Origin of the sequence: Pontibacter diazotrophicus (assembly GCF_003367245.1) — a bacterium.
Taxonomy (GTDB): Bacteria; Bacteroidota; Bacteroidia; order Cytophagales; family Hymenobacteraceae; genus Pontibacter; species Pontibacter diazotrophicus.
This window is the reverse complement of record NZ_QRGR01000012.1, coordinates 131,600-147,649: the sequence shown is the minus strand read 5'-3', so window position 1 is coordinate 147,649 and position 16,050 is coordinate 131,600. Positions and strand designations below refer to the sequence as shown.

Below are 16,050 nucleotides of genomic sequence, written 5' to 3'. Positions count from 1 at the left end.
ACACCGAGCCCTTAAACCTAACCTTACACCCCTTATGCGAAAAATTTTACTAGTTGCCTTTCTGCTTTTTAATTTTTCAGTCTATGCCCAGGAAAACCTTAGCCACATGGTTCCTGCTAAGGTGAAACATGGTTCTCTTTTAATTGGCGGAACGCTCAGTGCTTCCGCATATAAAACAACTAAAGAGCTGCATTTACCTCTTGGAGCAGAAGAAGGAACCAACATCTTAGCTTCTCTCAGAACGAAGAACGGCTACTTTATAGACCATGATTTTGCGGTTGGTTTGGTAGTGTCTTTAGAGCACGAAAGCTTCAGCACTGCAGTGGAGGAAGGAGAAGACAAAAAATTCCGCCGGACGATGCTACTATTCGGCCCTTTTACCCGCTATTACCTGGATAACGGTGTGTTTGGGGAGTTATCGCTTGAAGTCGGTCTATTGAACTTCTCTAACGGTCAGAAGACAAATCTATTTCAAGGCGGTCTTGGCATTGGCTATGCACACTTCATCAACGAAAAAATTGCCTTAGAGCCTATCCTGTCGTTCCGATACTTCAGGGAGTGGGAAGGTGACAAGTCTAATGTTACCTTAGGGCCTATGTTAGGCTTTGGCGTTCAGGCTTATATCTGGCGCAAGCGTGCGCACGTGATCAAGGAGGCCTTGTAAAAGCGGAATTTTGTGTGTATTTATGCGGCTTCAATTGCTGCTAACATATGCCAGATGTAGTTTCGGCTACTGGTATGCAGCTTTCGCACAAATTCTTAAATGATAGCCAAACTTCTTTCCAAAGCCCTTTTCAAACTTTCTGGTTGGAAACTAAAGGGTAACCTGACACCAGAAAACCGCCGCTGTGTGATGATAGCGGCACCACACACCAGCAACTGGGATTTCGTTTACGCCCGTGCCGCTTTCTTTCTCATGGACGCACCGCTGCGGGTTACCATCAAGAAAGAGTTTGTAGAATACCCACTAGTAGGAGGCCTGATTAAATCGATGGGCGCTTTACCTGTGGATCGCTCTAAAAACACGAAGATGGTAGACGCCATGATACGGATCATAAAGGATACACCTGGAGATATGTGTGTGATGGTGACGCCGGAAGGCACCCGCAAGTACCAGCCACGCTGGCGAAGGGGTTTCTACCACGTGGCAGAGGGAGCCGGTGTTCCTATCGTGCTGGGCTATCTGGACTATGCTAAAAAAGAAGCCGGTGTTGGTCCCACCATCTATCCCTCCGGAGACATAGATGCAGACATCGAAAAGATTAAAGCCTTCTACCGTACCAAAACTGGTAAATTCCCGGAGCAGGGAGTAAGGTGACAGCTTTCAAAAAAATTAATTTTGTATGCAAAAAGAAGCATTTTCCCCTTGAGGATAGAACGTTTCATTCTAGTAGATTCTCCCCTTGAGGGGAGTTAGAGGGGTGTTGCGCTACCAGAATCGATATTATGTATGTAATGTGCTATTTCATTAAGGACATAACGTATCATTTTCTTCACATCCAGGTCATCAAATCTCACAACACATACACCATAGGCTTCTAGTTCTTTCTGCCTCTTTTTATCATAGCTCCCCTTGTTTTCATGGCTGTCTCCATCTATTTCAATAGCTAATTGTAATTCATGGCAATAAAAGTCTACAATATAATCTAGTAGAGGAACCTGTCTGTGAAACTGGAAACCTAATAGTTTTTTATCTTTTATTTCCTGCCAGAGCAGTACTTCAGAAAGCGTACTGTTCTTTCTTAGCTCCCTCGCTTTCAGCTTCAGGTCCTGGCGGTATGGTATAATCTTGTTTCGCCTCATAAATATTATTGTTAAACTCATTAGAATGTAAACACCCCTCTAGCTCCCCTCAAGGGGAGAATCGCCTAGAATGAAACATCATAAATTAATTTCATTTGACATCAAAAAAACAGCAATAGGGCATTAGGAAAAAAATCATTAAAAATCTGACCATCGTAATTTTCATTACCTGGAGTGCTGAAGCATTGTTACAGCACTATACATAAACAGAGAGGGCCGCTATTAAGATAGCGGCCCTCTCTGTTACTGCTAAATGTTAAATGTAAATTGATAACTGGCTACGCTATCTGGCGCAGGTCTACAGGGATAACACGGGAGATACCAGCCTCTATCATGGTGATGCCGTACATAACGTCTGTAGAGGCCATGGTGCGCTTATTATGGGTTACCACGATGAACTGCGAGTCGTTTGAGAACTTGCGGATGATGTTGTTGAACTTGTCTATGTTGGCATCATCCAGCGGGGCGTCTACCTCATCGAAGATACAGAAAGGCGCTGGCTTGAGGAGGTAAATGGAGAACAGCAGGGAAATGGCTGTCAGTGTTTTTTCTCCTCCGGAAAGCTGGTTGATGGTTAACGGCCGCTTTCCTTTTGGCTGCGCCATGATTTCAATCTTAGACTCCAACGGATTCTTCGGATCTGAAATCACCAGGTCGCAGTTGTCTTCTTCTGTGAAGAGACTGCGGAACACCAGCTTGAAGTTGTGCTTGATTTGCTCGAAAGCAATCATGAATTTCTCCTTCGCCACCGTGTCAATTTCATTGATGGTGTCGATGAGGATGTTCTTGGCGTTTATCAGGTCGTTGCGCTGCTCTGTGATGAAGGTATTGCGTGCTTCTATTTCAGCGTAAGCGTCGGCGGCCATGGCGTTGACAGGGCCCATTTTGTCCAGCTGCCCTTTTACGTTGGAGATATGCTGGCTTAGTTCTTCGGCAGAAAGCGGTATCAGCAAGTCTTCTTCCGGAACAGGCGTAGCGAAGTCTTCATCTGAAATACTGAACTCAGCCGCCAGGCGCTCTTTGATGGCCACCAGCTTCAGCTGCGTGTCATTCTTGGCTTGTTGCATGCGCAGCAGGAGTTCGTCGGAGTTCTGGCGCTTGCGCTGCAGCTCCCGTATCGTCTTCTCCTTCTCATCCAGGTCGCCTCTCAAACTGAAGTATTCCTTTTCTATCTCCTCCAGTTCCTGCCCAAAAGCTTTACGGGCTTCGTTCATCGCTTCCACGACCGCCTCGTTCTCTTCTACAAAAGTATCTGCCGTGGCGATTTCTTCTTCTGCCTTTACCAACTCCTGCTTCAGCTGCGTAATGCGCTCCTGGTTTGTTTCTACCGTCTTCTGCTTGTAGCTGATTTCCTGCTGCAAACTGGCGAAGCGGTTCTTCAGCTGGTGAAACTGGATGTTCTCCTGGTTATACCTGCCGGAGATAACGGCAATCTGTTCCTGCTGGCGCTCTATATACGTGTTGTGTACTACCAGCTCTTCCTCCAGTCGCTTCAGCTCTTTCTGGTCGGCCTCCGCCTGCGGAGACACGTCCTCGCTCTGCTCGCGCAGGGCCAGTAGCCTTTCCTGTAGCTCATCTTTCTTCTGGTCGAAGTTGCGGAGGTTTTGCTGGTGCTGTTCGTGCTTGATGCGCACGGTAAGCAGGTCCTGCTGTTGCTTCGCCACCTCTTTCTCCAGTTGCTTGATAACGTCTTTCTGCGACTCGTTCTTATAGTTCTGCAGAATCTGGTTCTGCGTGTTCACGCGGCTCTGCATCAGGTCCACCTGCTTTGTCAGTTCCTCCACTTCCTCCGCCAGTTTTTCCAGGCTTTGCTTACGCCCCAGGCGGTTCCCATCAAACAAACCAACGGAACCACCTGACAGGCTTAAGGGCTTGCGGATGGCGCTACCATCTTTCAGAATGATGGTTTTATAGTCGCTGTCGTACAGGTCTTCTTCGCTGTCGTCGGATATGTATACGTTGCGCAGCATGTACTTCATCAGGCTGCTGTACTTCTTCTCCGCTGACACCACTTCGTAACCGGCCTTTAGATTGCCTTCGCTGTAGGTGGCAGTTGGCTCCAGTTCTTCAATCTCGGAGAGGATGATGAAGTTCGCGCGCCCTTTGTTTTCGCTCTTGAGCAGGGCAATGGCTTCTACGGCATCCTGCAGCTCATCCACCACAAAGAAGTTCATGTAAGGCTCCAGGTAACTTTCGATAAGCGGCTTGTAGTCAGGCTCACATATCAGGATGTCGGACAGGAGAGGAGCAGGCTTCGACCAGCTCTCAGATTTGCTCAGGTATTTAATAGCTTCCGGGAAACCTTCCATGTTCTCTACCAGAGACTTTGTCAGGTTGTACTGGTTTTGCTTTGCATCCAGGGCGCGGTTCAGCTCTACCCGCTGTGTCTTCAGCTCCTCGATGTTGGCCTCAGTGGCTTCTACATTCTGCTGCAGTGTTTCTTCCTTTGCCTGCAGGCGTACTAACTCTGAGGTGGTATCCTCAAGCGCTACCTGTGCCTCCTGCAGCTGCTCCTGCAGTACGCGGCCGTCTTCATCTGCGGTCTGTTGCTGCTGGTGCAGGCGCTCCAACTCCTGGTTGATGTTCTGTATCTGCACCTGGCTTATCTCCAGGGATTTGCTCAGCTGGTATACCTCGTTTTGCTTTGCCTTCTGCTTTTGTGTCAGGTCCTGGAACGTATCCTGCAGCGTTGCTTTCTGCTCATTGGCTTCCTGCAACTGCTCTTTCAGTTCGCTTACCTGCTCTTCTGCTGTGGCAAACTGATCCTGCACCTCCATCAGCTCATCGCGAAGTTCCAGAATGCTCTCCTGGGTATGCTCTACGTTGGCCGTATCCTGGCTTATCTGCTGGCGCAACTGCTGCATGCGTTCTTTCAGGTAAGCGCTTCGCTCGGTATTCAGCTTTATCTCGCTTTCCAGCTGGCGAAGCTTGGCTGTTTGCACCTGCATGGTTTTCTGCATTTCAGCCAGCTTTTCCTGCGTTACGTTCAGCTCCTCTTTCTGGTCGGCAATGGCATCTTCGGCTTCAGTTACGGTACTAACATACTGCTCTTTCAGGTTGTTTTCCTGCTGCACATCCTGCTCCAGGCGCTCCAGGGAATTCTGGTACTGCGAGATGTTACGGCGGGCAAAGGCCAGGCTATGCTTCTTATAGTCTTCCTTTAACTGAAAGTACTTAATAGCCTGTTTTGCCTGGCGCTCCAGCGTTTTCATGTTCTTGCCAATCTCGTGCAGCACGTCTTCCACACGTTCCAGGTCGGCATCGGTTTCCTCCAGCTTTTTAAGCGTCTGCTTCTTCCGGACCTTGAACTTAGAGATACCGGCGGCTTCTTCAAACAACAGGCGGCGGGAGTTCTCTTTGTCATTCAGGATCTCGTCCACCATCTTCAGCTCGATAATGGCATAAGAGTCGGAGCCAATCCCAGTATCGAGGAAAAGTTCGTTGATGTCTTTCAAACGGCACGCCACGCCATTCAGCATGTACTCGCTGTCACCGTTGCGGTAATACTTGCGGGTTACTGTTACCTGTGAGTACTCGGTTGGCAGAATACCTTTGTTGTTATCGAAGGTGATGGACACCTCTGCCAGTTGCACTGGTTTCCGTGTTTTGGAACCGTTGAAAATCACGTTTTCCATTTTGTCGGAGCGGAGGTTACGCGTCTTCTGCTCACCCAGTACCCAACGGATCGCATCCACAATGTTGGACTTCCCACAACCATTCGGCCCCACAATACCTGTAATGCCATTGTCGAAGTTAATGACGACCCTATCGCCAAAACTCTTAAAACCTTTAATCTCTAATTTTGATACCTGCATTCGCGTGTGCGGAATTTCTAACTAAACTCAAAAATAAGACGTTTTTTGATACCATCGTATTTTGCACCGTTATATAAGTGAACAGACACAGGCATAAAGACAGATGACAAAGGACAGCATGTTTCCAATGCGCTGATAACATGTATTTTGCAGGAGCATCTGCTCTGATAGAAAGGATGCTGAAATTTGTTTCAATTGTTCAGGATGTACTTGCCTGAAACATATCTAAGGTCCATACCCCCAGGATTTTCAGGATATAAGGGATTTGTAGGATGGGCCTGCATAACTATATCGGTCACCTTCGGTTTAACTATAAACTCATTGGCGAATATTTTTTTGTATCTGAAATGAACCCCTAACCCCTATGAGGAGAGGAATCTTTCTTCCATGCCAAAATTCCCCTCTTGGGAGGGGTAGGGGTGGGTATTCAACGGTAGCGGAACAGTGTAATATGAGAATTGCAATTTGAATTTATGCCGATGTGGAGCAGGTCGCGACCCAATGTCGTCAACCTAACATTTTTTGTCATCTCGAACGCAGTGAGAGAACTATCCGGAATTCTAAAAAGATCTCTCACTGCGTTCGAGATGACAATAGAGTGATATCTTTTGGGTGAAATTTCCTTGAGTTATATGCCATTGGGTCGCGACCTGCCTGTACGAAGTTTTGGTAGATGCACAGTTGCTGTTGGTAGCGACTAATGCTTGCTTCAGGAGTACAGTAAAGTATCAAAAATTCGTTATATTTGAGTAGAAACAAACGACATGGAAGATTATCACATTATACTCTATGCGCTGGCTGCTGTCATCTACTTCATATTTCAGCAGTGGCGTAAAGCTTTCAACTCACCCAGTGATGATGCTGATGTAGAGGTGCCTCCGCAGGAGAGAAGGCCGCAGCAACCGAACAGACCTCCCACTTCTTTCGAGGATATCCTGCGCGAACTGCAGCCTAAAGTGGAGCGGGCAGAGGAGCGGGGGAAATCTATCGTTGAAAATGCGAAAGAGCAAGCCAAGCAAGTAGCCGGTCCTGTAGCACCACCTGCGGCAGAAGCGCCTCCTAAGTACAGGAATTACGATATGGAAGTGCCCAAGGTAATGTCGTGGGAGCGGAAAGCAGCGGAAAGGCAGGCTGCCAGGCAGTCTGAGGAGATACGTGAAAGGCTTTTCAAGGCAGAGCAACAGGTAGTAAAACCAAGTAAGTACGCGAAGCTTTTAAAAAATCCGGCTACTGTCCGGGATGCTTTTGTTCTGACTGAGATTTTTAAGCGGAAGTATGACTAAAGGTTTTTTGGATGGCGGTTCTATGGCGCGAGCGTCCTCGCTCGTGTGTACTATTTCTGGGCCTCTGGCCCAGTCGGGTTGCAAACCCGACATCATGATTAGACACAAGTTTGAAAACTTGCGCCAGTAAAGTGGAATGGCCCTCCAAAGAACTGGGTGTGCGATCAAAGTAAGTCGCCTGTTTTAAATCGGCTGTGTCAGAGCGAATGTTACGATATTGGCTCCCATTCTGAGGGCCTGCTGTCTTACCGTCTCAGGGTCATTATAGATGTCCTGGTCTTCCCAACCGTTACCCAAATCTGTTTCATAGGTATAAAAGCAAACCAAGCGGCCTTCATGGATGATGCCGAAGCCTTGTGGAGGCTTGTTATCGTGTTCGTGTATTTTGGGAAGCCCGTCGCTGAAAGAAAACTTCTGTCTGTAGATAGGATGATCAAAGGGAAGTTCTACAAACTCATACTCTGGAAACACTTTCTTCATTTCCTTCCGGATGTACTGGTCCAGACCGTAGTTATCATCAATATGAAGGAAGCCTCCGCTTAAGAGGTAATTGCGCAGGTTTTGTGCTTCTGCATCTGAAAACACCACATTTCCATGCCCCGTCATGTGTACAAAAGGATAAGTAAACAACTCCGGACTGCCTACTTCTACCACGGCCTCGTCGCTGGCAATGTTCATGTTCAGGTTTTGGTTACAGAACCTGATCAGGTTGGGCAAGGATGTTTTATTTGCATACCAGTCACCACCGCCGTTATACTTTAACTTGGCCAGCCTAAAGCTATGGCTTTGAGCTTGTAAGCCGAAAGTTGAAAGTAGAACTAAAGTTATTAAAAGCAGGGTATGTTTCATATATCTTTTGTGCATCGGAATTAGCATGAAGCATTCGGTTTATTAAATTATTCCCTCTATTGTCTGGTGTGATCGTCTTCGCTCGTGTTTAAATATTCCTGGGCCTTGCCCAATCGGGTTACTAAGTCAACAAATTATTTCGACACAAGTTTAAAAACCTGCGTCAATGAAATGAAGAAAGCAAAGCCCCTGCCATTCAAGGAAGACGTAAAGGAATCCTATAACAAAGTTTTTCAGGATAAACGAGTAGTCCTTTGTCTTTCATCTTGAAATCCTTCGTCCCTTCTTCCTCTACAACGGTGCGTATATGTCGTGCAGTACATTCAGCGTATGGCAGGCGACTAATGCTGCTGTCTCGGTACGCAACCTGCTTTTCCCGAGGGTCACGGGCTTTATTCCTGCTTTGTACGCTGCGTCTATCTCCTGGGCAGAGAAATCTCCTTCCGGGCCAATCAGGATGCAATGCGGCTTCCCGTACTGATAGTGTTCCTTGATGCTTTTTGTTGCATCATCTTCTAAATGAGCAATAAAAGTATGTTCCGGCAGTGCCTTCTGGATAAAACGGTGATATGGCGTCATTTCGTTCAGAAGCGGCAGATACCCTTTCTGTGACTGCTTCATGGCACTCACCGCAATTTTCTCCAGCCTGTCCAGCCGGAGTTGCCGGCGCTCGGAGTGCTCGCACAGCAGAAAGGTTATCTCACTCACGCCAATTTCGACGGCTTTCTCTATAAACCACTCCATGCGGTCCATGTTTTTTGTAGGAGCCACAGCTATGTGCGTAATGTAAGGCAGCTTTCCGTATTCTATCTGCTTGTCTATTACCTGCAGCTGGCACTTCTTCTGGTTAGCTTCCTGGATAATGGCCGTATACATGCCTCCGACACCATCTACGAGGTAGACCGTATCGCCCTGCCCCAAACGAAGCACGCGCGTGCAGTGCTTTGATTCCTCTTCACTTAAAACATAGAAATCTGTGTTAACGTCAGGTGTGTAAAACAAATGCACTTTTTTATAAAATTTGAATAGGTGAATGATTGGGTGCTAAAAACTATACTCGTTTAACTTCCTTAGTAGCTGATTTGCAACCAGCATGCCTGCTGATGCTATAGCTTCTGCAAAATACGGATCACAAAACCGTTGCTCAATTACATTCGGATATAAAACCGAATGAGCAGAAAGGGAGCAGAAAGTTTAGAAAATTTCCTGCACCTCCCTTAAATTTATCATACGAATCTATGGATTTTGCGCCTATTCCGGAAGCTATAAATTGATAAAGCCTCTCTGCCAGATGGCGGAGAGGCTTTAGACAGATTAATTTCTGTTCATATCAGGCAGTTTCTTCTATGAGTGGTGCACCTGCCATAATTTCCTCGTTGGCAAAGTCGGCGTACTTCTGGAAGTTCTTTACGAATTTAGACGCGAGATCCGTGGCTTTCGCATCATACTCTTCTTTGTTATCCCATGTATTGCGGGGGTTCAGGATTTCGGATGGCACGTCAGGGCAGGACGCTGGCATTTCTACACCCAGTATAGGATGCTGTGTATACTCCACATCATTCAGTTCCCCATTTAGCGCAGCTGTCACCATGGCTCGGGTGTAAGACAGCTTCATGCGGGAGCCCACACCATAGGGACCACCGGTCCAACCGGTGTTCACCAGCCATACATTTACGTTGCCTTTTTCCATCTTCTTACCAAACATTTCGGCGTATTTTGTTGGGTGCAGGGGTAAGAAGGCGGCGCCAAAGCAAGCAGAGAAGGTGGTTACCGGTTCTGTGACACCGACTTCTGTGCCTGCCACCTTTGCGGTGTAGCCGGATATAAAATGGTACATGGCCTGGCTCTTGTTCAGCCTGGAGATAGGAGGGAAAACACCGAAGGCATCAGCTGTCAGGAAGAAAATATTCTTCGGTATGTCAGCGATAGAAGGCTCAATGGCGTTCTCGATATGATAGATAGGGTAGGCGGTACGCGTGTTCTGCGTAACTGACCTGTTGGTATAATCTATTGTTCGGGTGCCTTCGTAGAAGCGCGTATTCTCCACAATAGCGCAGAACTTGATGGCATCCCAGATTTCCGGCTCTTTCTCCCGGCTCAGGTCTACCACTTTTGCATAGCAGCCGCCTTCAAAGTTAAAGACACTGTCTGCTGTCCAGCCGTGCTCATCATCACCTATCAGGCCGCGGTTCGCGTCTGCTGAAAGCGTTGTTTTACCTGTTCCCGATAATCCGAAGAAGATGGCCGTATCACCCTCTTTGCCAACATTGGCTGAGCAGTGCATCGACAGGGTGTTTTTTTCATGCGGAAGAATGAAATTTAACACGGAGAAGATGCCTTTCTTCATTTCACCGGCATAGCCTGTACCACCAATCAGGATGATGCCTTTGGTAAAGTTGATAATGGCGAAGTTTTTCTGGCGTGTGCCGTCTGTTGCCGGATCAGCTTCAAACTCCGGGGCGCATATAATCGTGAAGGTAGGGGTGTGGTTTTGAAGTTCTTCTTCGGGTATACGCAGAAACATGTTATGGCAGAACAGGTTATGCCATGCCTGTGTGTTGACGATGCGCAGGTTCAGACGGTAATCCGGATGAGCACCTGCATAGGCATCGCGCACATACAGTTTCTGGTTCTTCAGGTGCTCGGTCATCTTGCGCTGCAGGTTGTCGAACTTTTCCGGGTCAAAAGGGATGTTGATATCCCCCCACCAAACGGCATCTTCTGTCTTGGCGTCTTTTACAATAAAACGGTCTTCGGGTGAGCGTCCTGTAAATTTACCTGTGTCGCACATCAGTGCGCCGGTGTTAGTGAGAACACCCTCCTGGTTTTGCAGGGCTTCCTCCACTAATTCTGCCGGGCTCAGGTTCCAGCATATCTCTTTCGCCTCTTTAATGCCTAAGGATTCAAGATTTGCTGTATTTGGTTTATGTCCAGATTCTTTCATAAGTTTTATAATGTGGTATACAAAAGTGAGTGGTTACTTTGCGCTGTCAAAAGTAGTTTAATAATTATGAATTTCATAATTATTAAACTACTACTGTTTTAAATATTATGAGTTTCATAATCACTCAACTTCTAAAATTAATCAACACACTATATAGTGTACGTGCACGACTCATACTTGTATATGGGGTTTTTACATAATCCTCCGGTATATTACCCGAAGCGCTTTCTATGGCTTGGGGTGCACAGGCAGCAAAATTTGTTTTAGAGGATATAGGTTCGTATTTTTAAAAGATATTTTGAGCAAACCTTTTATAAAAATCAATCTCTTTATATGTCAACATCACAGAATATTTCGGGTGGGAGAGCACCTAGCTTTGTAGATACGCAGGGTAACCTGTTCGGCCACCCCAAAGGACTGATGGTTTTGTTCTTTACCGAAATGTGGGAACGCTTCAGCTATTATGGCATGCGCGGCATTCTGGTGCTGTTTCTGGTGTCTACCACAAATGGAGGTTACGGCTGGTCAAACGAAGAAGCCCTGGAGCTCTATGGTACCTATACTGCGCTGGTATACCTGATGTCAATACCGGGAGGTATTCTGGCAGACAAATTCCTGGGGCAGAAGAAAGCTGTTATCATAGGCGGCTTTACACTGGTGGCGGGCCACTTGCTGATGGCGTACCCACCTGAATGGGCTTTTTATACCGCTTTGTGCCTTATTGTGGCTGGAACAGGTTTGCTGAAGCCAAACATTTCTACGATGGTTGGTGGCCTTTACCGCGAAAATGACAACCGCCGCGACTCTGGCTTCACCATTTTTTACATGGGCATTAATCTGGGCGCCCTGCTTGCCTCTCTTATTGTGGGCTATGTAGGTGAAACCTACGGCTGGCATTACGGCTTTAGCCTTGCCGGTTTCGGTATGGTGTTGGGGCAGATAGTGTTTATCTGGGGTCGTAAGTTCCTGAAAGGGGTAGGCAACCTGACAACAAAGGCAGAAAAGGACGCAGACAAGATTTTTACTAAATCAGAAGGAGCTGCTTCTCACGGCTTTATGGGCTTTACCAAAAATGAGTGGGACAGAATCATTGTAATCCTGATTTCATTTATCATTGTACTGGTGTTCTGGGCTTCTTTTGAGCAGGCAGGCGGTCTGATGAACCTGTACGCACTGCAATACACCGACCGTTATGTATTAGGCTGGGAAGTACCGGCAAGCTGGCTGCAGGGACTGAATGCTTTCTTCATCATTACACTAGGCGGCGTAGTGGCTGCCATATGGGTGGCATTAGCGAGACGTGGTAAAAACCCGCCTTCCATTTTTAAAATGGGACTTGGTACTTCTATCCTGGGGATTGGCTTTATCTTTATGGTGTTTGCTTCCCTGCAGCGCAATGCGTCGCCAGATGGCTTGTCTTCCCTGCATTGGCTTGTTTTTGCTTACCTGTTCCACACAATAGGAGAATTAGCCCTGTCGCCGGTGTCACTTTCCTTTATCACCAAGGTAGCGCCAAAACGCATCGTGGCCTCTATGATGGGCTTGTATTTTGCTGTTACAGGAGCCGGTAACTACGTTGCCGCCTGGATAGGTATTTGGGCGCAACGCCTGGGAGAGCTGGAGATCTTTATGTCTATCGCCGCTTTTACAATTGTACTAGGTGTTATCCTGATGGTGCTTACACGTAGAATCAATAAGCTGACGCACGGCCTGGAAGATCAGAAACAGGACGAAACCGAAGCGCAAACAGGGCAGCTGCTCGAAAAATCAGCTACTTAAGCGCGCATCAATAAAGTAAGAAAGGCCACAGCATCAATCCCGATGCTGTGGCCTTTTTGTTTTTCTTGCCCCTCATAAATCGGGAGTGAGTTTTTAATAAAAGAAAGGCCAGCTAAATACTGGCCTTTCAATAATGTAATTATACTAGATGATTAAGCTGGAACCATCATTTTCTCTTCGCGGTCCCAGTGGCGATGTTCTTTGATGGCATCAATGAACATCGTTGCAAACTCTTTTGCCTCTGCATCGTTGCCTGCCGTTACCACGCCTTTGTCAGACTTCACTTTGCCGGAAGTTTTATCGGCAAAGTCTACGCCAAGCACATCAGCCTTCTTGAACAACTCTATACCTTTTCCGGAGGTGGCGATAGCTTTACCGTGTTTGAACGCTTCATTGATAAAATGCAGGGCATCACCTTCTTTCATCAACGCTTCTATGCTCTTCTCACCGTCCGGGATGTAGATGGCATCGTACATAATGGAGCCTGTGGTAATGTGGCTCTTGTCTGTCTCTATTTCTTCCCCGGTGCTGGCCTTGCGCATGCCATGGAACTTGGAAACGATTTTAGCACTGGCACCGGCATCTTTCAGCGCCTGCTTCACCTGCATTACTTCGCAGTAGTCATAACCATCCTCCAGCAGAATCGCTACTTTTCTTGATTTTGCTGTTCTGACTTTGTCTTTCTCAATGCTGACGAACTTCGTCTCTTTCACAGACTTCCCACTCTTCATTTTTTTGCTCGCATCGTCAGCTTCATAATTGCCTGTCGATTCCTGGTCAAAGTTTTTAGGCACTTCCACGCCAATACCTTCTGCAACCCTTTGTGCGAAGTCCATGGATACTTTGGAGAAATGCCCCACCATGCGCTGGCGTATTTCCTTCGACTCTACCTTACCAAGTTCGAAATGTGCCGCCTTTACGATATGTTTCTTTTCCGGCTCCGTCATGGAATTCCAGAACATGGTAGCCTGGCTGTAATGGTTGTTAAAGCTTTCGCTGCGCGCACGTATCTTATGCCCTTCTACTTTTTCCGCATAATGCACATAGCCTCCCTGGTTACCCGGGGCCATCATCGGGCAGCCACCGCCAATAGAATTTGGCCAGTAGTTAGCCTTGCCTTTGTTAATGGTCTGCCGCATAAAGCCAGCTCCCTGATGGTTATGTACAGTAGTGACAGGTCGGTTTATTGGCACCTCGCCAAAATTTGCGCTGTTAAAGCGGTTTAGCTGTGTATCAATGTAAGAGAAGAGGCGGCCTTGTAGCAGCGGGTCATTCGTTACATCAATACCAGGCACCAGGTTGCCCGGGTGGAAAGCTACCTGCTCGGTCTCAGCGAAGAAGTTGTCAGGGTTGCGGTTCAGGACCATCTTTCCGATTGGCCTCAGTGGCACCAGTTCTTCTGGTATAATCTTAGTGGCATCCAGCAGATCGAAGTCAAACTTAAACTCATCCTCTTCTGGCACAAGCTGCACGTTCAGCTCAAACTCCGGGTAATGGCCCATATCAATTGCTTCCCACAGGTCACGTCGCAGCCAGTCCGCATCCTTACCTGCCAATTTCTGTGCCTCGTCCCATACAAGGGAATGAACCCCAAGTGTCGGCTTCCAGTGGAACTTTACAAAAGTGGCTTTGCCTGCCTCATTGATAAAGCGGAAGGTATGGACCCCAAAGCCATCCATCATACGGAAGCTTCTTGGAATGGCGCGGTCTGATAGTACCCACATGATCATATGGTTAATCTCGGGCATCAGCGAGGCAAAATCCCAGAAGGTGTCATGCGCAGCAGAAGCCTGCGGCATTTCATTGTCCGGGTCAGGCTTGATAGCGTGTACAAGGTCTGCAAACTTATTTGCATCCTGAATAAAGAAAACAGGGATATTATTGCCTACCAAATCATAGTTTCCTTCTTCCGTATAAAACTTGGTGGCAAATCCCCGCACGTCTCGTACCGTGTCGGCAGAGCCTCTGGAGCCTACCACCGTTGAGAAGCGCACAAACAAAGGTGTTCGGGTATTCGGATCCGTCAGGAACTTGGCCTTCGTGAATTCTTTCATCGAGTCATCATAAGGCTGGAAGTAACCGTGTGCACCGGAGCCTCTGGCATGTACCACACGCTCTGGTATAGACTCATGGTCAAAATGTGTCATCTTTTCCCTGAAGTGGAAGTCTTCCATCAGGAGTGGGCCCCGTGGACCTGCCTTGAGATGATCATCCGTATGGTTCACACGAACTCCTTGGTCGGTCGTCATATACTGGTCCTGCGGATCCTCTCTGAAATCATCCAGCTGCTTATCCTTGGAGTGTTGGTTTACATTGGGTTTGTTTGCTTTCATGTTACCTTCGTTTTCGTGCTCTTTCATGATTAAATTGTTCTGGAGATTTTAAGGAATACTTATTTGTTTTCTTGGGAATAAGATGAGTGTGATGATTTTGCTATTTTTCGCATGGAGTACAGTCAGGCTGTTTTTGACACTAATTTGTATGATGAAACTACGGGTTTAAAAAGGAGATAGTTGGATACTTTAATTATTTGGTTGAATTAAAATAGTATTATAATAGGACTGTGACTACTTTAAGTTAAAGTAGTTATTTCTTGTTTGTACAAAGTAGGTTTAGCAGCAGGAGTTTTGTATGAGTAGGAATGGAGAAGAGAAATATGGCGCTGGTTATCTCCAGTGTGATATTGAGGATATATTTTGTAGAAAAGCAGAAGGACTACAGGTTTGAAAGGAAGCTTGAATGTGTGGGGTCAGGAACAAATAAATTGACTCTAACCTAATCTATAAATTGCATTGTGATATATAAAATTACCGTTTTATACTGATGATAGGAGGTAAATAACGGGATGAGTCAAAGCTGGCTCTGTTAATCATAAAATGAAAGGTGAAGACAAAGAAGCCGCTCTTTTCCTTAGCTTATCAATTCTCTTTTGCCAAACTGGAATTCATCATCTTTCAGATAATAGTCTCCGCACTTTTGCATGATAGTCAGGTTGTTCAGCGTAATCTCCCAGTTAAAATTATATTCACCCAGAAAATTCAGAACAGGGCCAAGCAATTCAGGAGTCGTATCGCCCAGTGCCAATGTAATATGGGGCAGCCACAGGTTTGGGTTATAATAGACCCCCATTTCTGTGCTCATCTCGGCAATATCACGGTGCAGGCGGCTATGTAAATCATTTAGTGGCGGCGTGCGCAGCACAGGTATAAAAATGACAGGGTTCTTCCCAGGGAAAATTCCCAGGCCCGTAGTCCGGACGGTAATTTTACGTGTCTCCAGGCAGGTCAACTCGAGGTATTCTTTTAGTTCCTCCATGTCCGGAACTTCAGCAGTTAGTGCTGTCAGATGGGGGTAAGGCGTTATGTTTACACCAGTTAAACCAAATTTACTCTCCAGTTTTGATGTCATTTCCGACACACGCGCTGAAGTGTTACTATCTAAAAGCGAAGTAATCGCAATCATAAAGGTATAGCTTTTAGTACTTTTTTAGCTATAGGCAAAATATGCTTACGCCTTAGCATAAAGATATGAAACGTACCTACTCCATTATTGTTTAGGTGGCGGTGGGTGAGCAGCA

General features: G+C 46.7%; 11 protein-coding genes. 4 read left to right on the top strand and 7 right to left on the bottom strand.

All coding sequences use genetic code 11. The annotated features are described in order from the left end of the window. Positions 1–106 precede the first annotated feature (106 nt). Together DXT99_RS12870 and DXT99_RS12865 are read left to right on the top strand one after the other, a co-directional pair. A complete protein-coding gene (locus tag DXT99_RS12870) occupies positions 107–664 on the top strand; it encodes a hypothetical protein (RefSeq protein ID WP_147294214.1) in 558 nt (185 codons plus the stop codon). Between the two features lie 99 nt (positions 665–763). Continuing rightward, the gene (locus tag DXT99_RS12865) at positions 764–1,318 is read left to right on the top strand and encodes a 1-acyl-sn-glycerol-3-phosphate acyltransferase (protein WP_181885120.1); all 555 of its coding nucleotides are present in this window, start codon (positions 764–766) and stop codon (positions 1,316–1,318) included. 95 nt (positions 1,319–1,413) lie between these two features. Here DXT99_RS12865 and DXT99_RS12860 read toward each other — a convergent pair whose 3' ends face one another. Both DXT99_RS12860 and smc read right to left on the bottom strand, forming a co-directional pair. After that, positions 1,414–1,803: an endonuclease domain-containing protein gene (locus DXT99_RS12860; RefSeq protein WP_115565962.1), complete on the bottom strand. Its 390-nt coding sequence runs from the start codon at positions 1,801–1,803 to the stop codon at positions 1,414–1,416. Between the two features lie 278 nt (positions 1,804–2,081). Beyond that, positions 2,082–5,618, bottom strand: a complete 3,537-nt coding sequence (gene smc, locus DXT99_RS12855) for a chromosome segregation protein SMC (protein ID WP_115565961.1) — start codon at positions 5,616–5,618, stop codon at positions 2,082–2,084. 764 nt (positions 5,619–6,382) lie between these two features. Between smc and DXT99_RS12850 the strand changes: the two genes are divergently transcribed. After that, entirely contained in the window at positions 6,383–6,901 is a 519-nt protein-coding gene (locus DXT99_RS12850) for a hypothetical protein (RefSeq protein ID WP_115565960.1), read from the top strand. 183 nt (positions 6,902–7,084) lie between these two features. Here DXT99_RS12850 and DXT99_RS12845 read toward each other — a convergent pair whose 3' ends face one another. The 3 genes from DXT99_RS12845 to pckA form a co-directional block, all read right to left on the bottom strand. Continuing rightward, on the bottom strand, positions 7,085–7,750 hold the full coding sequence (locus DXT99_RS12845; protein ID WP_115565959.1) for a DUF4159 domain-containing protein: 666 nt from the start codon (positions 7,748–7,750) through the stop codon (positions 7,085–7,087). 291 nt (positions 7,751–8,041) lie between these two features. Then, positions 8,042–8,758 (bottom strand): 16S rRNA (uracil(1498)-N(3))-methyltransferase, encoded by a 717-nt coding sequence (locus DXT99_RS12840; protein ID WP_115565958.1) that lies wholly within the window; start codon positions 8,756–8,758, stop codon positions 8,042–8,044. Positions 8,759–9,080: 322 nt separating this feature from the next. Then, complete coding sequence (gene pckA, locus DXT99_RS12835) at positions 9,081–10,694, bottom strand: phosphoenolpyruvate carboxykinase (ATP) (RefSeq protein ID WP_115565957.1); 1,614 nt, start codon at positions 10,692–10,694, stop codon at positions 9,081–9,083. 333 nt (positions 10,695–11,027) lie between these two features. Here pckA and DXT99_RS12830 point away from each other — a divergent pair, with 333 nt between their 5' ends. Further along, the gene (locus tag DXT99_RS12830) at positions 11,028–12,473 is read left to right on the top strand and encodes a peptide MFS transporter (RefSeq protein ID WP_115565956.1); all 1,446 of its coding nucleotides are present in this window, start codon (positions 11,028–11,030) and stop codon (positions 12,471–12,473) included. A 152-nt stretch (positions 12,474–12,625) separates the two neighbouring features. Here the strand turns inward: DXT99_RS12830 and DXT99_RS12825 are convergent, their stop codons facing one another. Then, on the bottom strand, positions 12,626–14,833 hold the full coding sequence (locus DXT99_RS12825; protein WP_220273385.1) for a catalase: 2,208 nt from the start codon (positions 14,831–14,833) through the stop codon (positions 12,626–12,628). Positions 14,834–15,383: 550 nt separating this feature from the next. Beyond that, positions 15,384–15,935 carry a 2'-5' RNA ligase family protein gene (locus tag DXT99_RS12820; RefSeq protein WP_115565955.1) on the bottom strand — a complete coding sequence of 184 codons (552 nt, stop codon included), beginning with the start codon at positions 15,933–15,935 and terminating at the stop codon, positions 15,384–15,386. Positions 15,936–16,050: the final 115 nt, after the last annotated feature.

Excerpts from the sequence above, each read along its gene's own strand:
- DXT99_RS12870 (WP_147294214.1), top strand. The coding sequence starts at position 107 with ATGGTTCCTGCTAAGGTGAAACATGGTTCTCTTTTAATTGGCGGAACG.
- DXT99_RS12865 (WP_181885120.1), top strand. The coding sequence starts at position 764 with ATGATAGCCAAACTTCTTTCCAAAGCCCTTTTCAAACTTTCTGGTTGG.
- DXT99_RS12860 (WP_115565962.1), bottom strand. The coding sequence starts at position 1,803 with ATGAGGCGAAACAAGATTATACCATACCGCCAGGACCTGAAGCTGAAA.
- smc (WP_115565961.1), bottom strand. The coding sequence starts at position 5,618 with ATGCAGGTATCAAAATTAGAGATTAAAGGTTTTAAGAGTTTTGGCGAT.
- DXT99_RS12850 (WP_115565960.1), top strand. The coding sequence starts at position 6,383 with ATGGAAGATTATCACATTATACTCTATGCGCTGGCTGCTGTCATCTAC.
- DXT99_RS12845 (WP_115565959.1), bottom strand. The coding sequence starts at position 7,750 with ATGAAACATACCCTGCTTTTAATAACTTTAGTTCTACTTTCAACTTTC.
- pckA (WP_115565957.1), bottom strand. The coding sequence starts at position 10,694 with ATGAAAGAATCTGGACATAAACCAAATACAGCAAATCTTGAATCCTTA.
- DXT99_RS12830 (WP_115565956.1), top strand. The coding sequence starts at position 11,028 with ATGTCAACATCACAGAATATTTCGGGTGGGAGAGCACCTAGCTTTGTA.
- DXT99_RS12825 (WP_220273385.1), bottom strand. The coding sequence starts at position 14,833 with ATGAAAGAGCACGAAAACGAAGGTAACATGAAAGCAAACAAACCCAAT.
- DXT99_RS12820 (WP_115565955.1), bottom strand. The coding sequence starts at position 15,935 with ATGATTGCGATTACTTCGCTTTTAGATAGTAACACTTCAGCGCGTGTG.